Annotated in this window: 11 protein-coding genes; all 11 read right to left on the bottom strand. The window is 62.3% G+C overall.

Features of this window, described 5'->3' with window-relative positions; translation table 11 throughout:
* Positions 1 to 322: 322 nt before the first annotated feature.
* On the bottom strand, positions 323 to 1,810 hold the full coding sequence (gene der, locus B2J69_RS19765; protein WP_081141501.1) for a ribosome biogenesis GTPase Der: 1,488 nt from the start codon (positions 1,808 to 1,810) through the stop codon (positions 323 to 325).
* Positions 1,811 to 1,975: 165 nt separating this feature from the next.
* On the bottom strand, positions 1,976 to 3,157 hold the full coding sequence (gene bamB, locus B2J69_RS19760) for an outer membrane protein assembly factor BamB (protein ID WP_081141498.1): 1,182 nt from the start codon (positions 3,155 to 3,157) through the stop codon (positions 1,976 to 1,978).
* Positions 3,158 to 3,176: 19 nt separating this feature from the next.
* Positions 3,177 to 3,794 carry a YfgM family protein gene (locus B2J69_RS19755; RefSeq protein ID WP_081141495.1) on the bottom strand — a complete coding sequence of 206 codons (618 nt, stop codon included), beginning with the start codon at positions 3,792 to 3,794 and terminating at the stop codon, positions 3,177 to 3,179.
* Positions 3,795 to 3,832: 38 nt separating this feature from the next.
* Positions 3,833 to 5,107, bottom strand: a complete 1,275-nt coding sequence (hisS, locus tag B2J69_RS19750; RefSeq protein WP_081141494.1) for a histidine--tRNA ligase — start codon at positions 5,105 to 5,107, stop codon at positions 3,833 to 3,835.
* Between the two features lie 101 nt (positions 5,108 to 5,208).
* Complete coding sequence (gene ispG / locus B2J69_RS19745; RefSeq protein WP_033753912.1) at positions 5,209 to 6,330, bottom strand: flavodoxin-dependent (E)-4-hydroxy-3-methylbut-2-enyl-diphosphate synthase; 1,122 nt, start codon at positions 6,328 to 6,330, stop codon at positions 5,209 to 5,211.
* A 37-nt stretch (positions 6,331 to 6,367) separates the two neighbouring features.
* Positions 6,368 to 7,375: a cytoskeleton protein RodZ gene (rodZ, locus tag B2J69_RS19740; RefSeq protein ID WP_081141493.1), complete on the bottom strand. Its 1,008-nt coding sequence runs from the start codon at positions 7,373 to 7,375 to the stop codon at positions 6,368 to 6,370.
* Positions 7,365 to 8,096, bottom strand: a complete 732-nt coding sequence (gene pilW, locus B2J69_RS19735) for a type IV pilus biogenesis/stability protein PilW (protein ID WP_081141492.1) — start codon at positions 8,094 to 8,096, stop codon at positions 7,365 to 7,367. Before pilW ends, rodZ begins: the two co-directional genes overlap by 11 nt.
* A gap of 83 nt (positions 8,097 to 8,179) precedes the next feature.
* Positions 8,180 to 9,349 carry a bifunctional tRNA (adenosine(37)-C2)-methyltransferase TrmG/ribosomal RNA large subunit methyltransferase RlmN gene (locus B2J69_RS19730; protein WP_081141491.1) on the bottom strand — a complete coding sequence of 390 codons (1,170 nt, stop codon included), beginning with the start codon at positions 9,347 to 9,349 and terminating at the stop codon, positions 8,180 to 8,182.
* Positions 9,350 to 9,535: 186 nt separating this feature from the next.
* Positions 9,536 to 9,967, bottom strand: coding sequence for a nucleoside-diphosphate kinase (gene ndk / locus B2J69_RS19725; RefSeq protein ID WP_003848684.1), 432 nt, complete (start codon positions 9,965 to 9,967; stop codon positions 9,536 to 9,538).
* Between the two features lie 171 nt (positions 9,968 to 10,138).
* Entirely contained in the window at positions 10,139 to 12,463 is a 2,325-nt protein-coding gene (pbpC, locus tag B2J69_RS19720) for a peptidoglycan glycosyltransferase PbpC (protein WP_081141490.1), read from the bottom strand.
* Between the two features lie 3 nt (positions 12,464 to 12,466).
* Positions 12,467 to 17,350: an alpha-2-macroglobulin family protein gene (locus B2J69_RS19715; protein WP_081141489.1), complete on the bottom strand. Its 4,884-nt coding sequence runs from the start codon at positions 17,348 to 17,350 to the stop codon at positions 12,467 to 12,469.
* Positions 17,351 to 17,441 lie beyond the last annotated feature (91 nt).

Here is a 17,441-nt window from a genome sequence, read left to right as displayed (position 1 = left end):
CTGATGCGTAGGGTTAGCTTTATTTTACGTCGTAATGGTACGGACCTGGGTCCGGGTTGCAGGCATTGTGAGCGAGGAGGCATTAAGAATTTTCTGCCACCATGACAATGCGCGCCAGGATTGTACCACCTGGTACATAATGAGGTGAACATCTATAACGGGAACTAAACGTGGCAATAGCATTTTTGCTACAAATAAGGCGTTAAGTGTCTCAAATTGCACGCTTCGTGCAGCGCCTTTTACCTTGTTCGCAGACGTAAGCAAATGTGTGGCGACCTTTCTGCAGCCCATAAAAAAGGGGACCTGACGGTCCCCTTTTTAATTAACGCTTGTTTTTCTTCAGGTGCGAAAGCAGACGCTTGCGCTTGCGCTGCTGCGTCGGCGTCAGCAGATTGCGTTTGCCCGCAAAGGGGTTGTCGCCTTCTTTAAACTGGATACGGATCGGTGTGCCCATGACGTTAAGCGAACGACGGAAGTAGTTCATCAGATAACGCTTGTAGGAATCCGGCAGATCCTTCACCTGATTACCGTGGATCACCACGATAGGCGGGTTGTAACCCCCGGCGTGAGCATACTTCAGCTTCACGCGGCGACCGCGCACCAGCGGCGGCTGATGGTCTTCGGCCGCCATGTTCATGATCCGCGTCAGCATTGAGGTGTTGACGCGTTTGGTCGAGCAGTCATAGGCTTCGGTGACCGATTCGAACAGGTTGCCGACACCGCTGCCGTGCAGCGCAGAGATAAAGTGCACGCGGGCAAAGTCGATAAAGCCGAGGCGATAATCCAGCGTCTCTTTGACTTCGTCTTTAATTTCCTGCGTCAGACCATCCCATTTGTTCACCACGATCACCAGCGAGCGACCGCTGTTGAGGATGAAGCCGAGCAGCGACAGATCCTGATCGGAGATGCCTTCGCGCGCGTCAATAACCAGCAGCACCACGTTGGCGTCTTCGATCGCCTGCAGCGTTTTAATCACGGAGAATTTCTCTACCGTATCGGTGATCTTACCGCGCTTACGCACGCCAGCGGTATCGATCAGAATATATTCGCGGCCGTCGCGCTCCATCGGAATATAGATGCTGTCGCGCGTGGTGCCCGGCATGTCGTACACCACCACGCGATCTTCGCCGAGGATGCGGTTGGTCAGGGTAGACTTGCCGACGTTGGGACGGCCGACGATTGCCAGCTTGATCGGCAGACCGGTCGGGTCGAACTCTTCTTCCTCTTCTTCCTGCGTGTCGCCGTTCTCTTCCGCCGCCAGCGCCGCCCAGTAGGCTTCGTTTTCGTCTTCTTCGGTTACTTCGCGCGGATCGACTTCATCCATCCACGGCAGTAGCGCGGTTTCCAGCAGGCTGGTGACGCCGCGACCGTGCGAGGCGGCGATAGCGTGAATTTCGCCCAGACCCAGCGAGTAGAAATCGACAACCGCCGAATCGGGATCGAGACCGTCGGTTTTGTTGGCCACCAGGAACGTTGCTTTCTGACGCGAACGGATATGGTTGGCGATCTGCTTGTCCGCCGGCATCACGCCCGCGCGAGCGTCGACCATAAACAGGACCACGTCGGCCTCTTCAATCGCCAGCAGCGACTGCTCCGCCATACGCGTTTCAACGCCCTCTTCGGTGCCGTCGATACCGCCGGTATCAATAACAATAAATTCGCGCCCTTCCACTTCGGCGCGACCATATTTGCGATCGCGAGTCAGTCCAGGAAAATCCGCCACCAGCGCATCACGAGTGCGCGTTAACCGGTTGAACAGCGTGGATTTCCCCACATTGGGACGCCCAACCAGCGCGACCACAGGTATCATAACAGTGCCTCAATAAAAAAAATGTATCGCCCGAATGGCGTGATTATAACGGTTTTAACCGCGAGGTTCAGGCTGAAGGCGCTAAGAATATCATGCCTGACTAAAAACGAAACGGCTCCTGACGCGTCAGGAGCCGTTAAACGGAAGGCTAACTCCGATAGCAGATTAACGCGTAATCGCGTAAACCTCACCGCCTTTGGCCTGAATGATCAGCTTGTCGCTGGCGACCACCGGCTCGGTCTGGAAGCCGTCGCTGTCGACTTTCTGCTGCGCCACGAAACGCCCGTCCGAGGTGTTGAGCCAGTGCAGATAGCCTTCGCTATCGCCGACGATCAGGTAGCCGTTAAACAGCACCGGCGCCGTCAGGTTGCGATGCAGCAGATCGCTCTGACGCCAGATGGCAACACCGCCGTCGGCGTTGAGCGCGATCACGCGGTCATCCTGATCCACCAGATAGATGCGGCCCGCGTCGACGATCAGATCTTTCACGCCGCCGATTTCGCGCTTCCACAGGATCTGACCAGAGCGCAGGTCGAGCGCGGTCAGGTTGCCGTTGTAGGCCAGCGCATAGACCACGCCGTTAACGATCACCGGCGTGGTGTCGACGTCGTTCAGACGATCGATCTCTGTCGCGCCGCTCGGCTGAGAGATGCGCTGCTGCCAGATAATCTGGCCCTGATTCATGATTACCGCGCTGACGCGGCCGTTATCGCCGCCGACAATGGCGCCGCCGAACGCGGTCGCAGGCGCAGATTCGCCGCGCAGCGACAGCGCAGGCATGTCGAGGTTAACGCTCCACTTCACCGCGCCGCTGCTCTGATCCAGGCCCTGCAGCATGCCGTTGCTGGTGTGCACCAGCACCAGGCCATCGCTGACCACCGGACGCGACAGCGCTTCGCCGGCGACTTTAGTCTGCCAGGCGATGCTGCCATCGCTGCTGTTAAGCGCGAAAAGCTGACCGCGCTCGCTGCCGATATAGAGATGCTCGCCCGCCGCGGTCACGCCGCCAGAGAGCAAGGCTGAGATATTTTTCGAGAAGAAGCCGGTTTTCTCTGAGAGATCGACCTTCCATTTTTCTTTGCCGTTGGAGGCGTCCAGCGCTTTAACCACGCCGAAACGATCCGCCGCAAATACGGTATTGTCCTGCCATGCCGGATGCAGGTTAGAGTAGAAGTCGCCGACGCCGTCACCAACCGACGTGCTCCACACTTCCTGAGGAGTAAACTGGTTTTCCACCTTCGGCAGCGGGGCCATTTTCACTACATCTTCTTCGCCGCTGAACAGCGAGCAACCGCTGAGCAAAGTGACTGAAATCAGCCCTGGCAGCAGGTATTTACGTAATTCCATGCGCTCTCTCTTGACTGGCTTAGCTTAAGTTATTCATCTTCATCTGCATCATTTGCTTCAGCGCCGGAGAGGCGTCTGAGTCGACGCCCTTGCTCCACGCCGCGCGCGCGCCCTGCTTGTCGCCTTTGCTCAGCAGTGCTTCGCCGCGGATATCCGCCACAATGGCTGTCCAGCCATCGCCCTTGACAGCGTCGAGGGTTTTAAGGGCGGCGTCCGCCTGATTCTGTTGCAGTTGAATGCGCGCCAGCCGCAGGTTGATCACCGCCTGCAGATTGGCATCCCTGGTGTTTTTCAGGCCGTTTTCCAGCAGGGAAGCGGCCTTATCCAGCTGGTTGGCGTCGACATACTGCTTCGCCACATCCATCGCCGCCAGCGCGCCATAGGTATTGCTGTTTTCGCTGGCGAACTTCGCCGCCGCATCCAGCGTCGCTGGCTGATCGGCTTTCATCGCGGTGGTCACCTGCTGATACTGCGCAGAGACCGCTTTTGACGAGCTATCTTCATGGCTGGCCCAGTAGCGCCAGCCGCCCAGCGCGGCAATGCCGATGATCACGCCGACCGCCAGCGCCTTGCCGTTATTGGCAAAAAAGCGGCGTAACGCGTCGACCTGCTCGTTTTCATTGCTATAGACTTCCACGCGATCCCTCTCCTTTTCTGGTTGGTGCCGTGCCACGCTTACTGCAACAGCGTGCGCAATGCAGCAGCAGCCTCTGTCTGCGCCAGCGTTTGCTGATCGCCGCTGCGCAGATCTTTGATAACCACCTGACCCGCTTTCACTTCATCTTCGCCAACCACCAGCGCGATGCGCGCGCCCCACTTGTCGGCGCGGGCGAACTGCTTCTTGAAGTTGCCGCCGCCAAAGTTAGTCATCAGCTTCAGCTCTGGCGCTTCGTCACGCAGTTTTTCCGCCAGCTGCATCGCAGCGGACTGAACGCCCTGGCCCGAAGCGATAACATAGACATCAACAACGCGCGTCGGTTCAAATTGCGGATTCACCGCCTGCACCAGCAGCACCAGACGCTCTAATCCCATAGCGAAACCGACGGCTGGCGTGGCCCGCCCGCCCAGCTGCTCGACCAGACCGTCGTAGCGACCGCCGCCGCATACCGTGCCCTGCGCGCCGAGGCTCTCGGTCACCCATTCGAAAACGGTGCGGTTGTAGTAGTCGAGGCCGCGCACCAGGCGCTGGTTGACGCGATAGGCGATGCCCGCGTCGTCCAGCAGGGCGCACAGGCCCTGGAAATGCTCGCGTGATTCGTCGTCAAGATGGTCCATCAGCTGCGGCGCGTCGTTAAGCAGCGCCTGCATCTCAGGATTTTTGCTGTCCAGCACGCGCAGCGGGTTGGTATACATACGGCGCTGGCTGTCTTCGTCCAGCGTCTCTTTGTGCTGCTCCAGGAACGCCACCAGCGCCTCGCGGTAGCGCGCGCGCGCCTCCAGCGAGCCGATGGAGTTCAGCTCCAGACGCACATGATCGGCGATGCCCAGCACTTTCCACCAGCGCGCGGTCAGCATAATCAGCTCGGCGTCCACGTCCGGGCCGTTCAGGCCGAACACCTCGGCGCCCAGCTGATGGAACTGGCGATAGCGGCCTTTCTGCGGACGTTCGTAGCGGAACATCGGTCCCATATACCACAGGCGCTGCTCCTGATTGTAGAGCAGGCCGTGCTCGATGCCGGCGCGCACGCAGCCTGCGGTGCCTTCCGGGCGCAGCGTCAGGCTTTCGCCGTTGCGGTCGTCAAAGGTGTACATCTCTTTTTCAACCACATCGGTCACTTCGCCGATGGCGCGTTTAAACAGCGGAGTCTGCTCGACGATCGGCATGCGGATTTCGCTGTAGCCATAGCTGGCCAGCACCTGCTTGAGCGACCCTTCAATGCGTTGCCAGAGAGCCGTATCCGCCGGCAGATAATCGTTCATGCCGCGGATAGCTTGAATATTCTTCGCCACGTTAAAATCTCTTAATGCAAAAAAACCTGTCCGGCATCATACCTTATGAGGATGAAACCGCACAGGTTCATTAAACAAAGTCGCGCTGCGCGCGCCGACCCTTAGTTTTCCAGCTGCTGAACGTTGATGCGACGATTTTCGTCCAGCATGGTCGCTTTCGCGCGGATGCGCGCTTCAAGCTGATCGATCATATCGTCGTTGTCGAGACGATCGCGCTGGCGCACGCCATCTTCGTAGAAGCCGCTTTTCTTGTTACCGCCGGTCACGCCCAGCGTCGACACCGTTGCTTCGCCAGGGCCGTTGACCACGCAGCCGATAATCGAAACGTCCATCGGCGTGATGATATCTTCCAGCCGCTGCTCAAGGGCATTCACCGTGCCGATAACGTCGAACTCCTGACGCGAGCAGGTGGGACAGGCGATAAAGTTGATGCCGCGCGCGCGAATGCGCAGCGACTTCAGGATGTCGAAGCCAACTTTGACCTCTTCGATCGGATCGGCCGCCAGCGATATACGCAGCGTGTCGCCAATCCCTTCTGAAAGCAGCAGACCAAGGCCGATGGCGGATTTCACCGCGCCTGCGCGCGCGCCGCCCGCTTCGGTGATACCGAGGTGCAGCGGCTGATCGATCTGCTTAGCCAGCAGGCGGTAGGATTCGACGGCAAGAAACACGTCCGACGCCTTCACGCTCACTTTAAACTGATCGAAGTTAAGGCGATCGAGATGATCGACGTGACGCATCGCTGACTCCAGCAGCGCCTGCGGCGTCGGCTCGCCATACTTTTCCTGCAGATCTTTTTCCAGCGAACCGGCGTTAACGCCGATACGGATCGGAATATTGTGGTCGCGCGCGCAGTCCACCACCTGGCGAATACGCTCGTTGTTGCCGATATTGCCTGGGTTGATGCGCAGGCAGTCGACGCCATATTCGGCGACTTTCAGCGCGATGCGGTAGTCAAAATGGATATCCGCCACCAGCGGCACGTTGACGCGCTGCTTGATCAGCTTAAAGGCTTCAGCGGCGTCCATGGTGGGAACGGAGACGCGGACGATATCGACGCCGACGCGCTCAAGCGCTTTGATCTGATTGACCGTGGCGTCAACATCGGTAGTACGGGTATTGGTCATCGACTGGACGGCGATAGGCGCGCCGTCGCCGACAGGCACCTTGCCGACATAAATCCGGGTTGATTTACGACGGATAATGGGTGCTTCGTTATGCATATTCTTTCTCCACAATTGCCCGGGGCGCGATGCTGCGTTATTGCGCACCCAATGTCAGGCGAGCAACCTGGTTAGTACGGATAAAACGACTTAAATCAACAGGCTGATTCTGGTATTGCACCTGCACCGCAGACGGTGCGCCAATCTTCAGGCGATAGGGAGCGGTGCCGGAAAGGCTGAGTTTACCACCGCTACGTTGCATTCCGCTGAACAGTTTTTTACCGGTAGCATCCGAGACTTCCAGCCAGCAGTCGGCGTTGAAGTTCATCACCACGGTGTTGGGATCGGCGGCCGCTTCGCCAACGGCGGCGGCGCTGGTCGGCAGCTGGCCGGCGGTGGCCGACGGGCTGGCGGCGTTGTCCACAGGCGCCTGGCTCGGCGAGACCACAGCGTTGTTTGCCGAGGTTGCGGCCGGCGCGGCGCTGTTGCCGCTGGCTTGCGCAGGGGCGGTGCTGGTGGGCTGGCTGGCGGCTGGCGCCGCCGCGCTGACGTCTGCGCCGTTGGTTTCGTCCGGCGCGGCTGGCGCGGCGGTCTGGTCGCCAGCGTCATTGCCGCCGTCGAGCGGAATCGACTGGCTGTTGTCGCCGCTGCTGCCGTTCTGATCGGCCATAGAGACCAGATCGTCCTGCGACGCTTTATGGTTTTGCCACCACCAGGCGCCGGTCAGGCCAATGACCACGAACAGCACCAGCCAGGTGAAAATCATCAGCCAGCCGTCGCGTTTCTTGCGGCGTTTGCCCAGCGAGAAGTGCTGCATCGGCTCGATTTTGGCCGCGCGCACCGGCGTCTGCTTCGCCATCATCGGCAGCAGTTCCTCTTCAGGAATGTGCACCAGACGGGCATAGGAGCGAATGTATCCACGCAAAAAGGTCGACGCCAGATCGGCAGGCGCTTTGTCCTCTTCGATATCGCGTACGGTCGTAAGTTTCAGGCACAGGCGTTCAGCCACGTTTTGCTGGGTCAGCCCCATTTTCTCACGGGCCAGACGCAGGCGTTCGCCTGTGGAATGTACTGCAGAGTTGTCTTGAGTGGCTTCAGTATTCATTAGCTAAATAACGCTGGTACTGTATCGATTGTGGAAAACTTCGCGCCAACCGGTCGCCATAACGTGTAACGTCAGCAGCGTTTCCCTGTTGCGCGGCGAAACGTATCTGTAACTCTAAGCTGCGCGCCGTAGCAGGCAGATATTGCTGATAAAGCTCAGTTAACAGTAAAGCACGCGCCGGATAGAGTACACGTTGTTTTTCCGCCTCATCCAGCAACGCATCGCCTTTTGCGCGATTCGCCTCGAGCGCCCGACTCAGCGCCGCTCGCGCGGCCAGCGTGTCGTCCGCCTGGAGATAGCAATATCCCGACAGCTCCCACGCATCGGCGCGGGCCTCGCTCTCCGACGCATCCCTCGCCCGCTTAAACTGTTGATGCGCTTCGTCATACTGCCCTAAAGCGCAGAGAAACGCACCGTAATTGTTAGCGACAAAGCCATTTGCCGGCGCCAGCCGTTGCGCCTGTTGAAAGCGGCGCGCCGCCTCATCGCGACGCCCCTGTTTTTGCGCCAGCCGCGCCAGCGCCAGGGCCATTCGATAGTCGCGCGGCGCGGCAGCCTGCGCCCGCTGGAGGTTGCGGCGCGCGGCGGCGAAATCCCCCGCCGCCAGATAGTGCATCCCCAGCGTCAGACGGGTCTCCGCCGCGCCCGTTTGCGGGCTGCGACTGACACACCCGGTTACAACAATCAGGGCCAGCAGGCTGGCCGGCAATCCCTTACCCATGTCGATTCTCCTGGTCGCGAAGAGGGCGCGTGGAGGCAGACTGCCACGCGTCACGACCCGGTAAAATCGCTATTTTCCCTTTTTCAGAGCGCCTTCACAGAGATGGGCTCGCCCGCCATTTTTTTACGCATCGTACGCTTGGTGCGGTCGATCACGTCGCCCGCCAGCTGTCCGCATGCCGCGTCGATGTCGTCGCCGCGGGTTTTACGCACGATAGTGGTAAAGCCGTACTCCATCAGCACTTTCGCGAAGCGGTCAACCCGGCTGTTGGAGCTGCGGCCGTAAGGCGCGCCTGGGAAGGGGTTCCACGGGATCAGGTTAATTTTGCACGGTGTCTCTTTCAGCAGCACCGCCAGCTCATGGGCGTCGTCGGTGCTGTCGTTGACGTGGTCCAGCATGACGTACTCGATGGTGACGCGTCCCTGGTTGGCGTTTGATTTCGCCAGATAGCGCTTCACCGCGCCGAGGAACATCTCGATATTGTACTTCTTGTTAATCGGTACGATATCGTCGCGCAGCTTGTCGTTCGGCGCGTGCAGCGAAATCGCCAGCGCGACGTCGATCATATCGCCCAGCTTATCCAGCGCCGGCACCACGCCAGAAGTCGAGAGCGTAACGCGACGTTTCGACAGGCCGAAACCGAAGTCGTCCAGCATGATCTCCATCGCCGGCACGACATTGTTAAGATTGAGCAGCGGCTCGCCCATGCCCATCATCACCACGTTGGTGATAGGACGCTGGCCGGTCACCTTCGCGGCGCCGATGATTTTCGCCGCGCGCCACACCTGTCCGATGATCTCGGAAACGCGCAGATTGCGGTTGAAGCCCTGCTGCGCCGTCGAACAGAATTTACACTCCAGCGCGCAGCCCACCTGCGAGGAGACGCAGAGCGTGGCGCGATCGTCTTCCGGAATATAAACGGTTTCCACCAGCTGATCGCCGACGCGGATCGCCCACTTGATGGTGCCGTCGCTGGAACGCATCTCTTCCGCCACTTCCGGCGCGCGAATTTCCGCGATCTGGCTCAGCTTGTTGCGCAGCACCTTGTTGATGTCGGTCATCTGCTCGAAATCATCGCAGCAGTAGTGATACATCCACTTCATCACCTGATCGGCGCGGAACGGCTTTTCGCCCATCGAGAGGAAAAGCTCGCGCATCTGCTGGCGATTAAGATCGAGCAGGTTAATTTTTTCGCTTTTAGGGGCGACAACAACGGGGGAAGCGGACGACGGCGTCACAATCTGTTCGGACATAATGTTCTCTGGCCTCGTTATTACACGTTATGGCTCTGGTTAAGGATAGGAAAAAAAGACGCCCTTGCTGAGCCAGGCTCAACAAGGGCGCGATATTGTACAACATCTGCGGTGTGATGCCAGGGTAGAGGGCAACGCGCTAGCAACAAATTTGTAAAGCGCGCGCTCCAGCTGGCCTCGACGCGATTAACGCGTGCGCGGGCAGATCTCGTTTTCGCCGAAGAAGTAGGCGATTTCACGCGCGGCAGACTCGGCAGAGTCAGAGCCGTGTGTGGCGTTTTCGGTGAAGCTGTCTGCGTAGTCAGCGCGCAGGGTGCCAGCCAGGGCGTTAGCCGGGTTGGTGGCGCCCATCAGATCGCGGTGACGCTGAACGGCGTTTTCGCCTTCCAGCACAGACACCACAACCGGACCAGAAGTCATGAACTCGACCAGGCCGTCGAAGAACGGTTTGCCCTGGTGCTCAGCGTAGAAACCTTCAGCCTGCTCTTTGCTCAGCTGCAGCATTTTAGCGCCAACGATTTTGAAGCCTGCGCTCTCAAAACGGTTGTAGATGGCGCCAATCACGTTTTTAGCAACGGCGTTTGGTTTAATGATGGAGAAGGTACGTTCGATTGCCATGTTGACCTCTGTCTTTAGCATCCTGAAGAAACCGGGAACCCGCTCCCGGTAAGAAAACGCGCCGATTATAGGGAGATCAACGGGCGTTGCCTATTAGCTATCGTATGATTTATGGAAATTTATTGATTTTCGTCGGTGCAGGCAGGCAAATTTTGTGCAACAGGCCGCGGTTCAGTCGCGGGTAAAGGCGACGCTGGCCAGCTGTCCCGCCTCATCCATCACCACCAGCTGACAGGGGCCGGCCTCGCGCAGCGCCAGCTGCACGCGGTTCGATGCCTCCGTTTGCTCCACGGGTTCGCCGTTTAAAAACCACCAGCGACGCGCGCCCTGGCCGCCCTGCACCGCCACCGGCAGCAGCAGCACCGCGCTGCCGGGCAGCGGCTGCAGATGCTGTCCGTTGATGACGCCGGTGACGATCATCGGCGGCGCGTTGCCCTGCTGTAACGGCGGGCAGGCGGGATCGATTGGCGGCAGGCGCTGCGCGCGTCGCTCGGCCTGCGGCAGCCAGGGCTCGAGCGGCAGCGGCCACATCAGCCGCTCGCGGCTCTGCGCGTCGGGGCAGTCCGCCGCCACGCGCGCGCCCTGCGGGCTTTGCCAGTAGCGCAGCCGCAGGCCGTTGATCCCCTCCTGACCTGGCGCCAGCAGCGTCGGCGGCACGGTCTGGTTGAGCACCCAGCTCTGACGGCGCTGGCGGCAGTTCTCATCGCCAGCAGGCAGCGGCTGGCCGCCCGGCCAGCAGATACTCTGCGCGCTGACCGAGGCGGGACGCGGATCGCGCGGCGTGCCGCCGGCCGGCATATGTCCGGCGAGCAGATTCGCCACCTGATGCATCACCGGCACCGCCGAGGCGAAGCCGAACTGCCCGGCGACCGGCGTGGCGTCCGGTCGTCCAACCCAGACGCCGATGAGATAGCGCGGCGTAATGCCAATCGTCCAGGCGTCGCGGTAGCCGTAGCTGGTGCCGGTTTTCCACGCCAGCGGCACGATGTCGCCCGCCGTGCCGCTGGCCGAGGGTTGCGCCTCGCCCGCCAGCATACGTCGTACGATCCAGGCTGCGCCCGGCGACAGCAGGCGACGCTGCTGCAGCGGCTGGTCCGCCAGCCAGCGCAGCTGCGCGGCGTTGCCCTGACGGGCGAAGGCGCTGTAGGCCGCTACCAGCTCATCCAGACGCGTGCCGGTTCCGCCCAGCGCCAGCGACAGGTTAGGCTCCGCGCCCGGCGGGAAGCGCAGGTTCAGCCCCACGTTGCGCAGCCGCGCCGTTACGCTTTTCGGTCCGAGCGCGTCCAGCAGCTGCACCGCAGGCAGGTTCAGCGATCGCTTCAGCGCCTCGCTGGCGCTGACCGGGCCGTGAAAGCCGCTGTCGAAATTGCCGGGCCGGTAGTCACCAAAGCGGCGCGGTACATCCTGCAGCAGCGATTCGCCGTGGATCAGGCCGTCGTCGAGCGCCATGCCGTAGATAAAGGGTTTCAGCAGCGATCCCGGCGAGCGCACGCTGGCGATCATATCGACATGGCCGAAACGGCTGTCGTCGCGCAGATCCACCGAGCCGACGTAGCCGCGCACGCGCATATCGGTGTGATCCACTACCAGCATCGCCAGCGAGGTGCGCGGCGGCAACTGTGGCCTGAGCGCGGCGGTGAGGCTTTCCAGCTCGCGCTGTAGTGAAAAATCGATCGTCGACACAATCTTGTTCTGCGGCGAGAGCTGCAGCAGACGGCGCGCCAGCAGCGGCGCGGTCTGCGGCATCTGGCGCGGCGGCAGCCAGACCGGCTCCTGCAGGATCTCGTCGACCCGCTGCTGCGGCCAGACGCGGTTTTCCGCCAGCCGCCGCAGCACCTTGTTGCGCGCCGCTTCGGCGCGCTGCGGCCAGCGGTCGGGTCGCAGCCGGCCGGGCGCCTGCGGCAGCACCGCCAGCAGCGCGGCTTCGCCCTGCGTCAGCTGAGACGGCGGCTTGCCGAGCCAGATCCAGCTCGCCGCGCCCACCCCCTCCACCGTGCCGCCAAAGGGCGCGCGATTCAGGTAGAGCGTCAGAATGTCACGCTTCGACAAGTGCCACTCCAGCTGCAGCGCGCGCCACGCCTGCACCGCCTTGCCGCGCAGCGTGCGCGGCTGCGGATCGATCAGACGCGCCACCTGCATCGTCAGCGTACTGCCGCCGGAAACGATGGTGCCCGCGCGCAGGTTCTGCCCCGCCGCGCGCAGAATCGCCACGGGGTTGATGCCTGGATGACGCCAGAACCAGCGATCTTCATAGTTGAGCAGCGCCTCGAGATAGGCGGGCGCCACCTCGTCGAGCGTGACCGGATAGCGCCAGACGCCCTGCTGATCGGCGAAGCGCCAGAGCGGCGTGCCATCTTCCGCCACTACCACGCGCGCCGGCTGCACCTCGCGCAGCGGCAGCGGAAACAGCCTATCCAGGCCGAACAGCGCCAGCAGAAGCGCTAAAAAAGCCAGCGGCAGCCAGCGCCACCGCGTTTTCCCGCCCTGTTGCTTCATCGCTTACCGGACACTGATTTTCTCCGGCGTCGCGCCGACCGCGCGCCACTCCGGCACGTACATCGACTCGACCTGCGGCGGCGGCAGCCGGTAGCTGCCCGGCGTCACGGCGCGCGCCAGATAGAGCAGCGTCTCGGTTTTGTAGCCGCTCAGCGCCAGCGCCGTGACAAAGCGATCGTCGCGGAATTCGATATGCCGGATATCCGCCTGCTGCATATCCATCATGCTCTCTTTCAGCGCATCTGCGCCGTCGCCGAGGCTGGCGCTGCTGTCGCTGAGGTTCTGGTTTTCCAGCTCCAGACCGGCCGGCAGCAGATCCACCACCAGCGCGTCGCTGACGCGTTTGCTGGCGGAAATCTTCAGCCGCACCACCAGCAGCTGGCCGCTGCTGAGGTTATCGAGATCCGCCGGTTTGCCGTCGAGCGTAAAGTAGTCGCGGGTGATGTTGAGCACGTTGTGCATCGGCGTCGGCGCGGCGAGCGGATAGCCGGTTACGTTGAGCACGCCGTAGAGCGGCGCCTGGCTGCGGCTGGTCAGCGTCACGCCGCGCTGCAGCTGGCTCTCATTCAATCCCTGCGTCAGCGGTGCACTGCTCTCCAGCGGCTGCGCCTCGCCCGCCAGCGTCGCCTGCCAGGCTTCGCCCTTATGCTGCTGCAGCGTGCGCGCCGCGAGAAACAGCGCGTTGTTTTCCTGGGTTGAGAACCAGCGCTGGCCGCGCGCCTCTTTCGCCAGATCGTTCATCAGCGCGCGCTGCGCGTCCGGCATCAGCTGATTCTCCGCCAGCAGCGCGAGGATCAGGGCGCGGTCGCGCAGCGGCGTGCCGTAATCGCCCAGCCAGTTGTCTGAGGCGCGCGTCAGGCCAACGCCCTGTGCCAGCGCCAGCTGGGCGCGCTGCGCATCGCCCATCAGCTTCAGCGCCACGCCAAGCTGCGCCAGCGCCAGTCCCGATTTCGCCTTGTCGCGCTTCTCGTAGAGGGCGCGCAGCGCGCCAAGCGGCGCCTGCTGCTGACGCGCCAGCACCATACCCGCGTAGGCCTGCACGCTGAAGCGCAGCGCCTCTTCGTCGCTGCTGCCGTGCGTGTCGATCTGCGCCGGATCCTGCAGATAGCGCAGCAGCCGTTCGTCGGCGCGGGCGATTGTCTCGGCCGGTACGCCGTAGCCCGCTTCGCTGGCGCGCAGCAGAAAATCGGTGACATAGGCGGTCAGCCAGAATTCCTCTTCGCTTTCTTTGCTCCACAGGCCGAAGCTGCCGTTGCCGCGCTGCATGCCCGTCAGACGCGCGATGCCGGTATCGACGGCGGCGCGGCGCGCCTCGTCGCTGCCTGTTTTAATGCCCATGGCGCGAAGCTGCGCCTGATTCGTGAACACCGACGGCCAGATGCCGCTGGCGGTCTGCTCCAGGCAGCCGTAGGGATAGGCGTACAGCGCGCTGATATAGGAGGCGATGTTCAGCGGCGGCTGGTTGCTGAGCGAGAGCTGGCCGATTAGCGTGTCAGGCTGCAGCCCGCTAAAGGCGCTGGCGGGCAGCTGCCAGCTCTGCCCGGCCTGCATCTCGCCGTCGAAACTCAGCGTCTGCGCCGGATAGGCGGGACGTACGCCGATGGTCCAGCTGCGCTGGCTGTCGGCCAGCGCTTCGCCCGCCAGCGTTAGCCCGGAGACCCGCACCTGCACCGCGCCTTCGCCGAAGCCGCCCTGCGCTTTCACCGGAATATGCAGCGTGGTGCGCGCCCCTTTCGCCAGTTGAACGCGATGGGAGGCGGCGCCGCTCAGTGCCAGCAGCCCCTGGGTTTGCACCTCGACCTTCAGCGACTGTGGCGCGTCGGTGAGGTTAGTGAGATCGAGCGCCAGCATCGCCTGATCGCCGCTGGCCATAAAGCGCGGCGTCGCCAGCTCGCTGATCAGCGGCGCGGCCACCACCACTTTGCGATCCGCCGCGCCAAAGCTGTCGTCGCTCCACGCCTGCGCCATCAGCCGCAGCTCGCCGTTGAACTGCGGGATCGGCAGCGCCAGCGTGCCCTCGCCGTTGCTATCCAGCGTCAGGGTCTGCAGCTGCTGCGCCACGATATTGACCTGGGTCAGCGGCTTTTTCCCGCCGCGCGAAGCCGAGTCATCGTCGCCGTCGCCGCCGAAGCGCAGCGCCGCCAGGCGTCCGCCGCCCTCAATCAGCTGACCGAAAACGTCATACTGATCGGCGTTATAGCGCTTGCGGCCAAAGAACCCTTCCCAGGGATCGGGGGTTTTATAGTCGGTGATGCTTAACACCCCGCTGTCCACCGCCGACAGCAGCACCTGAATGCGCTGCGGCAGTTCGCCGCCGGCGCGACTGGCCTTCACCTTAACTTCTAGCGTCTGGTCAGGACGCGTTTTCGGCGGCGCGTCCAGCGTCAGGTCGAGACGCCGCGCCTCGGTCGCCATTGGCAGATGCAGCAGACCAACGGCGCGTTTCGGCGTCGCGCCGCTGGCTTTATCGCCGTCGCGCACCACAATGGCGCTGAGATAGAGGTCGTGGCGCGTCCAGCTGGGGTCGAGCGGCACGTCAATGGTCGCGCCGCCCGCCGGCACGCTAATCGGCCGCCACCAGAGCGTGCCGCTGCTCGACTCCACCATCAGATAGCCTTTGCCCGCCGCCGGGGACTCCACCTGCACATGGGCGGTTTCACCGGGGCGCAAGACGCTTTTGTCGAGTTTAAGCTTCACCTGATCCGGGCGCAGCGCGCCGGTGCCGTTGGTGTTGTCTTCCCACCAGTAGCCTGCGCGAAAGCGGACGCTGGAGACGATCTTCTCCCCGGCCTGCACTTCAAGACGATAGGATCCCCACTCCACCGGGAAGCTCACCTTCCGGCTGCTGCCCGCCGCCAGCGAAATACGCTGCGCCTCTTCCTGCAGATCTTTCTCGTCGTGGCGCATCTGCCAGCCTTCGCTGTCGGAGAAGCTCCAGTAGTAGTCGCGCCGTTCGCGGATCAGCCGCACCTCAAGATCCTCTGCCGCCAGCTTCTCGCCTTTGCTGTTGGCATACACCACGTCAAAGTCAGCGACGCTGTTTTCCGGCACCGTCGGCTGTTGGGTGTAGCGATCGTAGCGGTCGTCATAGACCGATTCGCTGTTGAACAAGGGACGAATGCCGGGCAGCGCGGGCGCGGGCCAGATCGCCTGGGTTACGCGGCGCGTGACTGGTCGCCCGCCGGTCTCCAGCAGGCTCGCCTGCAGGATCAGGTTCAGCGGCGAATGGATCTGCGCCCACTCGCTCTCTACCGTCAGCTGCAGCTTGCCTTCGTCGTCCAGCGTGTCGTCGATATCATCCAGGTTGCGTTTGCTCTCTTCTTCCATGATGTCGCCGAACTGGTAGCCCGGCAGCGCGGCGACCGCCTCACGCGCCGGTCGCAACATCAGCTGCCCCTGTAGTTCGTTGCCCGCCGCGGGCGCGCCGTAGAGATAGCGACCTTCAATAGCGAACACGACGTCGTCGTCAGGCGACAGCGGGCTGTCGCTGTTTTGCAACGTCAGCGCCATGCGCTCTGGCAGGAAATCTTCGACGTGAAAGATCCAGCTGCGCGGCTGGCCGTCACCGCTGTTGAGGCGCAGCGTCCAGTCGCCGGTCATCGCCGAAGCGGGCAGCGCGAAGCGCTGCTGATAGAAGCCGTTCTCCGGCTGCCAGACAAAGGATTGCGCCACCTCGCCGTTGGGCTGCACCACCTCGGCCTTCAGTGGCTGCGCGGGCAGCGGCTTGCCGTCGGCATCGCGCAGCAGCGCGTTGACGATCACCGTTTCGCCGGGACGATAGAGATCGCGCGGGCCGAAAACAAACAGCTGTTTGTCGTAGCCCTGCGGGCCGGCGACGGGAAACTCCGCCAGATCGAGCGCGGGCAGCTTAAGGTCAATCAGCGAGGTCTGGCCCTTTTGCGTGGCGAGCAGCAGTTTGCCTTTCCCCTGCGCCGGCAGGCGCAGATGACCGTCGCCGTCGCTGACGCCGCTGGCCAGCTGTCGGCCCTTCTCATCCAGCAGCTGCACGCTGACGTCGGCAAGGGGCGTGCCGCTCGCCAGGCTCTGGGCAAAGAGTTCCAGTTCACCGGGGAAGCGGTGTAGCGACAGGCCGATGTCGCTCAGGGTAAAAAGCGTCGCGGGCAGCGTGTAGTTATAGGCGCCCGCCTGTTTCATCACCGCCAGATAGACGCCCGGCTGCTTCAGCGGCGCCACATCCGCCAGCGGTAGCTGCAGCTTCTCGCGCGTGTTGCGCGCCGGGTTGAGGTCGAAACGGCCGGTATAGACCAGATCGGCGTTTTTCAGCAGCTCGCGCGACAGCCAGTAAGAGAGATTGTTGCCGTAGTTCCACTGCGCGAGGAAATCGTTCATCGCGGCGCTTTTAACGCGGAAGAAATCGACGTCGACGCTGGAAACGTTGAGCGCCAGTACGGGAAGCCCCTGCGTCAGGCGCAGCGGCAGCAGCGAACCGCGGCTGGCGAAGCCGACCATCGGCTGGATATCGCGCGTGGTCAGGGACTGGCTAAAGGGGCTGGCTAAGGTGGCGCCGCTGGCGGCGCGCACGCCCGCCGCAACGTTGACCGTCAGCTTGCGCGAAGGTTCTGGATGGCGAAAGCGCAGCGACTTGCCGTTCTGCGCCAGCTCCCAGCCGCCGTCGACCTTGCCGCTGCTGTCGTCAACCAGCGTGACCTGCGCGGCGACATCCTGCTTGTCGTCGAGCGGCGCGTTGAAGGTCAGTACCAGCGCGGCCGCGCCGTCCAGCTGCAGCTCAGAAAAGTCGATCACGCTCAGCGTTTTCGCCGCCTGCTGCGCGGTCGGCTCGGCGGCGGTCAGCATAAAGGTGGCACCGCCCAGCAGCGCTGCGCCCAGCACGACGCCAGAGAGCAGGCGTTTAACAGCTCTTTCCATGGTCAATCCCCTACCCGTCCCAGATGGTATAATTTCGCCGCGCAATTTCACCGCAAACCCGCAATTTTAGCAATGCCGCCCTTGAGATAGC

Origin of the sequence: Pantoea latae (assembly GCF_002077695.1) — a bacterium.
In the GTDB taxonomy this organism is placed as follows: Bacteria; Pseudomonadota; Gammaproteobacteria; order Enterobacterales; family Enterobacteriaceae; genus Pantoea; species Pantoea latae.
This window is presented reverse-complemented; position numbering and strand designations above follow the sequence as displayed.

What these genes read in the sequence shown, in the direction of transcription:
- der (WP_081141501.1), bottom strand. Translation starts at nt 1,810, where the DNA reads ATGATACCTGTGGTCGCGCTGGTTGGGCGTCCCAATGTGGGGAAATCC.
- bamB (WP_081141498.1), bottom strand. Translation starts at nt 3,157, where the DNA reads ATGGAATTACGTAAATACCTGCTGCCAGGGCTGATTTCAGTCACTTTG.
- ispG (WP_033753912.1), bottom strand. Translation starts at nt 6,330, where the DNA reads ATGCATAACGAAGCACCCATTATCCGTCGTAAATCAACCCGGATTTAT.
- rodZ (WP_081141493.1), bottom strand. Translation starts at nt 7,375, where the DNA reads ATGAATACTGAAGCCACTCAAGACAACTCTGCAGTACATTCCACAGGC.
- pilW (WP_081141492.1), bottom strand. Translation starts at nt 8,096, where the DNA reads ATGGGTAAGGGATTGCCGGCCAGCCTGCTGGCCCTGATTGTTGTAACC.
- B2J69_RS19730 (WP_081141491.1), bottom strand. Translation starts at nt 9,349, where the DNA reads ATGTCCGAACAGATTGTGACGCCGTCGTCCGCTTCCCCCGTTGTTGTC.
- ndk (WP_003848684.1), bottom strand. Translation starts at nt 9,967, where the DNA reads ATGGCAATCGAACGTACCTTCTCCATCATTAAACCAAACGCCGTTGCT.
- pbpC (WP_081141490.1), bottom strand. Translation starts at nt 12,463, where the DNA reads ATGAAGCAACAGGGCGGGAAAACGCGGTGGCGCTGGCTGCCGCTGGCT.
- B2J69_RS19715 (WP_081141489.1), bottom strand. Translation starts at nt 17,350, where the DNA reads ATGGAAAGAGCTGTTAAACGCCTGCTCTCTGGCGTCGTGCTGGGCGCA.